This is a genomic window from Protofrankia sp. Cas8 (assembly GCF_963555845.1).
GTDB lineage: Bacteria > Actinomycetota > Actinomycetes > Frankiales > Frankiaceae > Protofrankia.
Genome location: NZ_CAUVXI010000192.1, coordinates 1 through 6,458 on the forward strand (window position 1 = coordinate 1; position 6,458 = coordinate 6,458).

At 69.7% G+C, this 6,458-nt stretch carries 4 protein-coding genes and 1 pseudogene; 2 read left to right on the forward strand and 3 right to left on the reverse strand.

Translation table 11 applies throughout. From position 1 onward, the window contains the following. The 3 genes from U9977_RS21600 to U9977_RS21610 form a co-directional block, all read right to left on the reverse strand. A partial coding sequence (locus tag U9977_RS21600) for a hypothetical protein (protein WP_322751110.1) occupies window positions 1-2,894 on the reverse strand: 2,894 nt, incomplete at its 3' end. A 389-nt stretch (window positions 2,895-3,283) separates the two neighbouring features. Next, the gene (locus U9977_RS21605) at window positions 3,284-3,583 is read right to left on the reverse strand and encodes a DUF4193 family protein (protein WP_322751111.1); all 300 of its coding nucleotides are present in this window, start codon (window positions 3,581-3,583) and stop codon (window positions 3,284-3,286) included. 319 nt (window positions 3,584-3,902) lie between these two features. Further along, complete coding sequence (locus tag U9977_RS21610) at window positions 3,903-4,286, reverse strand: co-chaperone GroES (protein WP_322751117.1); 384 nt, start codon at window positions 4,284-4,286, stop codon at window positions 3,903-3,905. Window positions 4,287-4,586: 300 nt separating this feature from the next. Here U9977_RS21610 and U9977_RS21615 point away from each other — a divergent pair, with 300 nt between their 5' ends. Together U9977_RS21615 and U9977_RS21620 are read left to right on the forward strand one after the other, a co-directional pair. After that, the gene (locus U9977_RS21615; protein WP_322751112.1) at window positions 4,587-5,276 is read left to right on the forward strand and encodes a hypothetical protein; all 690 of its coding nucleotides are present in this window, start codon (window positions 4,587-4,589) and stop codon (window positions 5,274-5,276) included. A 195-nt stretch (window positions 5,277-5,471) separates the two neighbouring features. Next, a pseudogene (locus tag U9977_RS21620) lies at window positions 5,472-6,458 on the forward strand (hypothetical protein); the annotation flags it as partial.

A 6,458-nucleotide genomic window follows, 5' to 3' on the forward strand; every position in this document is an offset into this window, starting at 1 on the left:
AGGACTGCCTGCTCACGGCCGCTCAGCGGCTCGACCGGCACCGCCACCGGCTCCGGCGGTGCCAGCAGCCCCGACGGGGAATGCTGCGTCGCAGACAGGGAATGCCGGGTCGCAGACAGGGAATGCCGGGCCACCGACTGGGAATTCTGGGCTGCCGCCTGGGAATTCTGGGCTGCCGCCTGCGGCTCCGGCCATGGTCGAGCCATGGACAATTGTGATCCTCGAGGCATGGTCACGGGTTCGGGCTGCGCCGCCCCGGGTCCGGGCTGCGCCGCCTCGCCGCGGGTCAACAGCCGGTCGACGAGTACCCGGTGAGCGGCCCGCAGTCCTGGATGCGCCCGCAGCAGCGCCCGCACCTCCTCGCCCGCGTCCACGAACGGACGCATGACGCCTTCCTCCTCCGCCAACGCCAGTGCGCGGGCCAGCGACGCGGTCGCACGTGCCACCTCGCCGCCACGGCCGGCCGCCACCGCGTCCAACACGCACGCGGCCGTTATGCTGCCGATCCCGGATCCGGTGTCGGCCCGCAGCAGGGGGGCCAGGATCGCCACCGCAGCGGGCGTGTCGGCCCGGGCCAGATGGACGCGGGCCAGGGCGAGCAGTTCGGCCGGGTCGGGGCGGTGTTCGGTGATCCCGCGCCGCACCACGGCCAACGCCGCGTCCGGGTTGCCCACCGCGATCAGCAACTCGACCTCGGTAGCCAGCCGGGTCCGCACACAGATGTCGGGCAGCCCGACCGGACGGTGCGCGCCGAGCAACCGTCGGGCCGTCCGGACATCGCCCGCCCGACCCAGGATAGCCGCATTCAACAGGACGAGGAGCTCAGCGGTCACCGGCTGCGGCCATTGCCGACAGTAGCGTTCTGCTTCGAATGCGTGTCCGCGGGCCGCGACAAAATCATCGGTCTCAAACGAGACGACCGCCATCGCAAGATGCACGTCGGCAAGCCCGGTGACCGCCGCCGGCTGGACATCGTCACGAGCAGTGGTGGCCGACCGGCTCCGGTCCGCCTCCGCGGCCCTGCCAGCCCAGGCTTCGGCCTGGCGCAGCCGCCCGCGCCAGGCGTGGGCCAGGGCGAGTCCGCCCAGACACGACAGCTCCACATCACCTGCGCCCACCTCGCGGGCAAGTCGCAGTGCCGCCCGGAACGACTCGGATGCACCATCGGGACGACCACGCCACAGCTCGGCCCGGCCGCGGGTGGCAAACGCGACGGCACGCATGGCGGACAGATTGGTCCACAGCCCGCAATGATGACCATCTGCTCCCGCCGGCACGGCGGTGACGTCCGGGCGCTGGCCGACGCGCAGGAGCCTGCGAACGCAGGCAAGCATCACGTCGGGATCCGCCCGCAGTTCGGCACAGCGCGCTTCGAGGACGTCGAGAACGGTCGTGACCAGACGCCTGCGACCCACCGGAAGGCTGGCCACCCGGATCCGTGCACTGTTCACGCAGCGCTCCGCGGCCTCGACGTCACCCGCGCGGACGCCGCGTGCCGCAACCACGAGCGCACACTCGGTCGACTGGTCGGCAGACCCCACCGGGAACACATCGACCAATGCGCCGACCTGGGCCTCGCGCCCAGCGTCACCGGAGCCTGCGATCACCCCGAGGCCGCCCTCAACGAGCAGACAGGCGGCATAGCGCCAATCCCCGGCCCGACCTGCGTGACGGACGGCGGCCGAGAAGTCACGGCGCTCGGCGAACCACAGCGCGGCCCGCAGGTGTAGCTCGGGTTCGTCCTCACGACCCTCTCCCGCAAGATCAGCTCGCATGATGTCGACAAGCAGGCGGTGGAAGCGGTACCAGCTGTCCGCGCCGTCGATACCGACCACGAACGAGTTGGTCGCCGCCAGGTCCGCCAAGAGCGCCCGTCCGTCCACGACCTGGCCGACAGGCCCGGCGACGCCGACCGGCCCGGCGACGCCGGTCGAGGCACGAACAGTCGGGCATGGTTCGGCCGCGACCGTGTCGAGCAGGGGCCCGGTGAGGCGGTCCAGCACGCTTGCGCGCAGGAGGACCCGCCGAACCTCCCCCGGCTGGCGACCGAGCACCTCCGTACGCAGGTACTCGGCGACGCCACGCCCGACACGATCACCACTGCCGCCACCGCTGTCGTGCACCGACGCCTGAGTAGCCGACAGCCGGAGGCCCGCGGCCCAGCCCTCGGTTCGTTCCAACAGCCGGTCCCGACTCTCGTCCGGAAGATCGACACCGTGCGCTTCGAACAGGGCCACCGCCTCCCGTGCGGTGAACGCGAGATCGCTCGGACCGACCTCCACCAACCGTCCCTCGAGCCGGAGCCGGTGCAGAGCAATGATCGGATATCGCGCGCACAGCACCAGTCGCAGCGCAGAGCCCGCACCGGTGGCGAGCAGTTCGAGCCCGGCGATCGCGACCGGGTCGGTGATCAGATGAACGTCGTCGACGATGAGCACAGCGGGCGCGGGCAGTTCCACGAGCGCGTTGGCCAGATCCCGCCAGCGCCGTTCGAAGCCGCTGTCCGGTGCCGGCCGCGGGATCATCGCCAGTGGCTGACCAACGGGAACGCGGCCGGTCGGCAGGATGCCGCCACGTTCGAGCGCGCACGACAGATGTGCCCAGAGATCAGTGCCCGCATCCCCGTCGACGGACAACCACGCGACCGGCACAGGCGATCGGGCGGCGGCGACCCACGAGGCCGCGAGGACGGTTTTGCCGGAACCGGCAGCCCCGCTGATCATGGTGATGCCACCGCTCACGCCTCGATCAAGAACCTCCCACAGACGGGCCCGGGGGACATGGGCAGCCGGCAGCGACGGCGGGGAGGTTCGAGAGACGACGATCGGCAGCGCCCCTGGACCGGATACGCCCGGGTAGGGAACGACGACGGCGGAAGCCTCCGTGTCAACCATCTCTCCACCCCTAACCGTTCAGCTGCGTTAGGTAGTGGTATCGCGACGAGAGGTTAGGGGCAAGGCCAGGTCTGCCATTACGATCTTCTGCTGTGGATCCGGGTCACCGCCGGGGACCGCCGTCTCCCGGACGACCAGAAGGCCGACCGCCCGCAACCCGACCGCCCGCAGCCCGACCGCCCAGACGGGCGAGACCTGGAAGGCCCGGAAGGCCCGGAGAGCCCGGAGAGCCCGGAGAGCCCGGAGAGCCCGGAGAGCCCGAAGGACACACAATCGAGACTGCGCGTCCTTCGGCGTGCTGTCCCGTGGATCGTCACGGGACAGCACCTGGCCGCCAGCCGGGCGCGGACAGCCCGCTCGCGGATCGAACGCCGTTATTCAGCGGCCTCCTAGGCGGCGCAGTCTGAGCAGACCGTCCGGCGAACGTCAGCGAGCTGGCTGCGATGGTGGACGAGGAAACAGCTGGTGCAGGTGAACTCGTCAGCCTGTCTCGGCAGCACCCGCAGGGCCAGTTCGTCGTCACGGACCTCGGCGTCTGGAAGATCCAACTCGGCCTCGAGTGCATCAACGTCATCTCCGAGATCGGCGGCAGCCCCGGCACGCTGCGCCTTCAGCGTCTCCAGGCTCTGTTCCTGGAGCTCGTCCTCCTCGACATCAGCGCCCCGCCGGGCGTCGAAGTCACGAGCCATGAAGTCTCCTTCCGTTCCAGATCCGATCGGTCGCGCGCTGGGGTTCAGTGCGCGACCGCATGTCGGTACCCACTCAGGCCCATACCCGAACGGGATCGAGTGGTCACAATACGCAACGACCCTGGCGCAGATGCAACGGGTGAGGTTTGTCCGCATCCGCGTGTGGTCGGGACGAGACAACGGATCTCTCCCGGCCGACGCGAACAATACGGTCCCGCGCGGCAACAGGCCAGGCATCACGTGTACGGTGCGGTGTCAGACCCGCCACATGGTTACCCGAAGAGGGAATACCGGACAGGCTGCTGATATCGGGTAAGAGCTACAGATAGAGGCCGGCCAGCCCGTCATCCAGCCGCTCGGCGGCCACCGCGTGCACATCCCGTTCCCGCAGCAGGACGTAGGTTGTACCGTGCAGCTCGACCTCGGCTCGTTCCTCGGGGTCATAGAGCACACGATCACCCATCTGGATGGTGCGCACCGCCATGCCCACCCCGACGACGTCCGCCCAGGACAGCCGCTTGCCCATCTGCGCGGTGGCTGGAATAACGATGCCGGCCTTTGACCGACGGTCGGCCGAGTCCTCACGCGGGGCAACCAGAACACGATCATGAAGAAGTCTGATCGGCAACGATCCGGCCCGCATGTCGACGCCGGCCATCCCGCCGCCGGTCGCACCGTTGACACCGCCGGAAGCAACACTCACGTGCCGGACACTACCCGCCGCGAGAACATCGCCCGACAACAGTGGTGCACCAACGGCCGCCACCCCGGTCATCCGACACCCGACCGCAGGCGGCGGGAGCGCCGATTCGAGATAGAAGCACGCGAAGCTCCCCGGATGGGGAATGCAGCCCCAACGGGGTATAAGCTGCCGCCCATCGCCGACCTAGCCGCTGTGGCCAGGCCGGCGAGTCGGTGTCGGGACCGGGGCGCGTGCGCGTCTACCGGCACCGGCAGGCAACCGAGGATCGGCACGCAAGCAACCGTGAGATGAGGCGCAACGATGGCTTTGCGAATCAGTGTGGACCTCGACGGGCTACGCTGGGCTGATCTTTTCCGGTTCGTCGACCTGGCCCGCAACGGCGGCATCGGGCCCGACGACCAGGTAGACGTGATCACATACGGTAGTGACCCGCTATCGGTCAGTCTGTCCGCACGGATCTACCCGTCAGACAACTTCGGTTCCGGTGACCCGGAACTCGCAAATGAGACAACCGGACGCTCAGGAGCGCCGGCCGTCGCACCACCGCCGGCCATGCCGTCGCCCAACGGCTCGTCGTTCGGTTACGACGCACCGCCCGGTGAGCGTGGCGTGACCGGCAACGGTGCGCACTACCCGGCCTTCGAAGCCCCCAGCGAACGCCCGGGCCAGGGCACACCCAACCTGCCTTCGTTCGCCGGCGGCTATGAGGGGCAGGGCGAGCGTGGCGGTCCGCCCGCGGCGGGCGCCACGCACTACCCGGCCTTCGACGGACAGGGCGGCGAGCGGCTCGGAGCCGGCGGAGCTGGCGGAGCCGGCGGGCAGTTCGCCGGTTTCGAACCGGTCTTCGACCGTCAGGGTGGGATCAAGGAGCCCGGCGCAGGCGGCCAGGGTCAGGTCGAAAGCCCCTACATTGAGGAGTTCGCCCGCCTCCAGGAGGGCCTGATGCGCCAGTCTCGCCGGCCGGACGAGGTCCGCCCCGAGCGGGGATGAGAGCGTCGGCCCACGCAGTCGGCCCGGCGGGTCAAGCCATGGCATCGCCGGACGGATCGTGCTGTACACGGTATATGATGTCCAGTTTACTACTGTGTGACAAATTACTACAAATAGTCGTATAGTTACCAGACTGACCAGTCAAGGGCGGTACCGGTAACACATCCCACGAAGCGATGGTGCATGCTGCCTGCGATGGAGGATCAGCGGACGGACGAGGTCGGGCGTTACTGCAACCAGTTGCGCTCGGAGCTCCACATGATCTCAAACGGACCTGTTCTCGCCGGTCCGCGGATGATCGAGCACATCGGGGCCCTGCTGAACCTCCTCGATCTTCACCAGCCGAACGAGTTCGACCTGTGTATGAGCTGCGACCGCCTCTGGCCGTGTCCGACGGTCATGGTGGTCACGGGGGTCCCGGCTGCGGACGACACAGGACCCGACACCGGGCCGAATGGCGCCGGCGGCGTGTCTACGCCGGCCACTGTGTCCGCGCAGGTGCGGGCGCAGGGGCCGCCGCCTGGACTGGAGACCATGCCGGCGCCGCTGCCCGCACCACCGCTGCCCGCACCACCGCTGCCCGCACCACCGCTGCCCGCACCACCGGTGACCGCGCCGATGGAGCTGGCCGCCCGGGACGGCTACCCTGCCCCGAGCTCGCCCGCCGCGTACCCCGGCGGACCCCATCCCGGCGGGCCCCATCCCAGCGGACCGCTGCCCACAGCCCCGCGTCCGACCAGGCCCGTCGCGCCGGCGGCCATGCAGGGCCCCGGAACGGGCGCGTACCCGGTGTCAGCGACCGCCGGCAATCCGACGGGATGGATCCCGTCCTCGACCGCGTCGCTGTCAACCGGAGCACATCGCATCCCACGCCCGCTGATGGGCCAGGCGGGAACGCCCACACCGCAGGCGACCGGACAGTTTCCAGCGGTACAGCCACCTCAAGGACGCCCACAGCCATGGGTACAGCCACCTCAACGGCCGCCGGCGGCACAGCAACCACCAGCTCCGCCGCAGTCACCGACCGCGGCACAACCGCCAGGACCGGCTCCTTACCCGATGCCACCGTCACCGCGGCAGCGCCCCACCGGTCCCATCCAGCCGCTCGGGCGGGAGCAGCAGGCGCACCAGCAACCCGCGCCGTGGAACGGCAGTCAGCCGTCCGGACAGCCGTTGCACGGA

Coding starts and splice junctions, on each gene's coding strand:
- U9977_RS21605 (WP_322751111.1), bottom strand. CDS start 3,583: ATGGCTCGTGACTTCGACGCCCGGCGGGGCGCTGATGTCGAGGAGGAC.
- U9977_RS21615 (WP_322751112.1), top strand. CDS start 4,587: ATGGCTTTGCGAATCAGTGTGGACCTCGACGGGCTACGCTGGGCTGAT.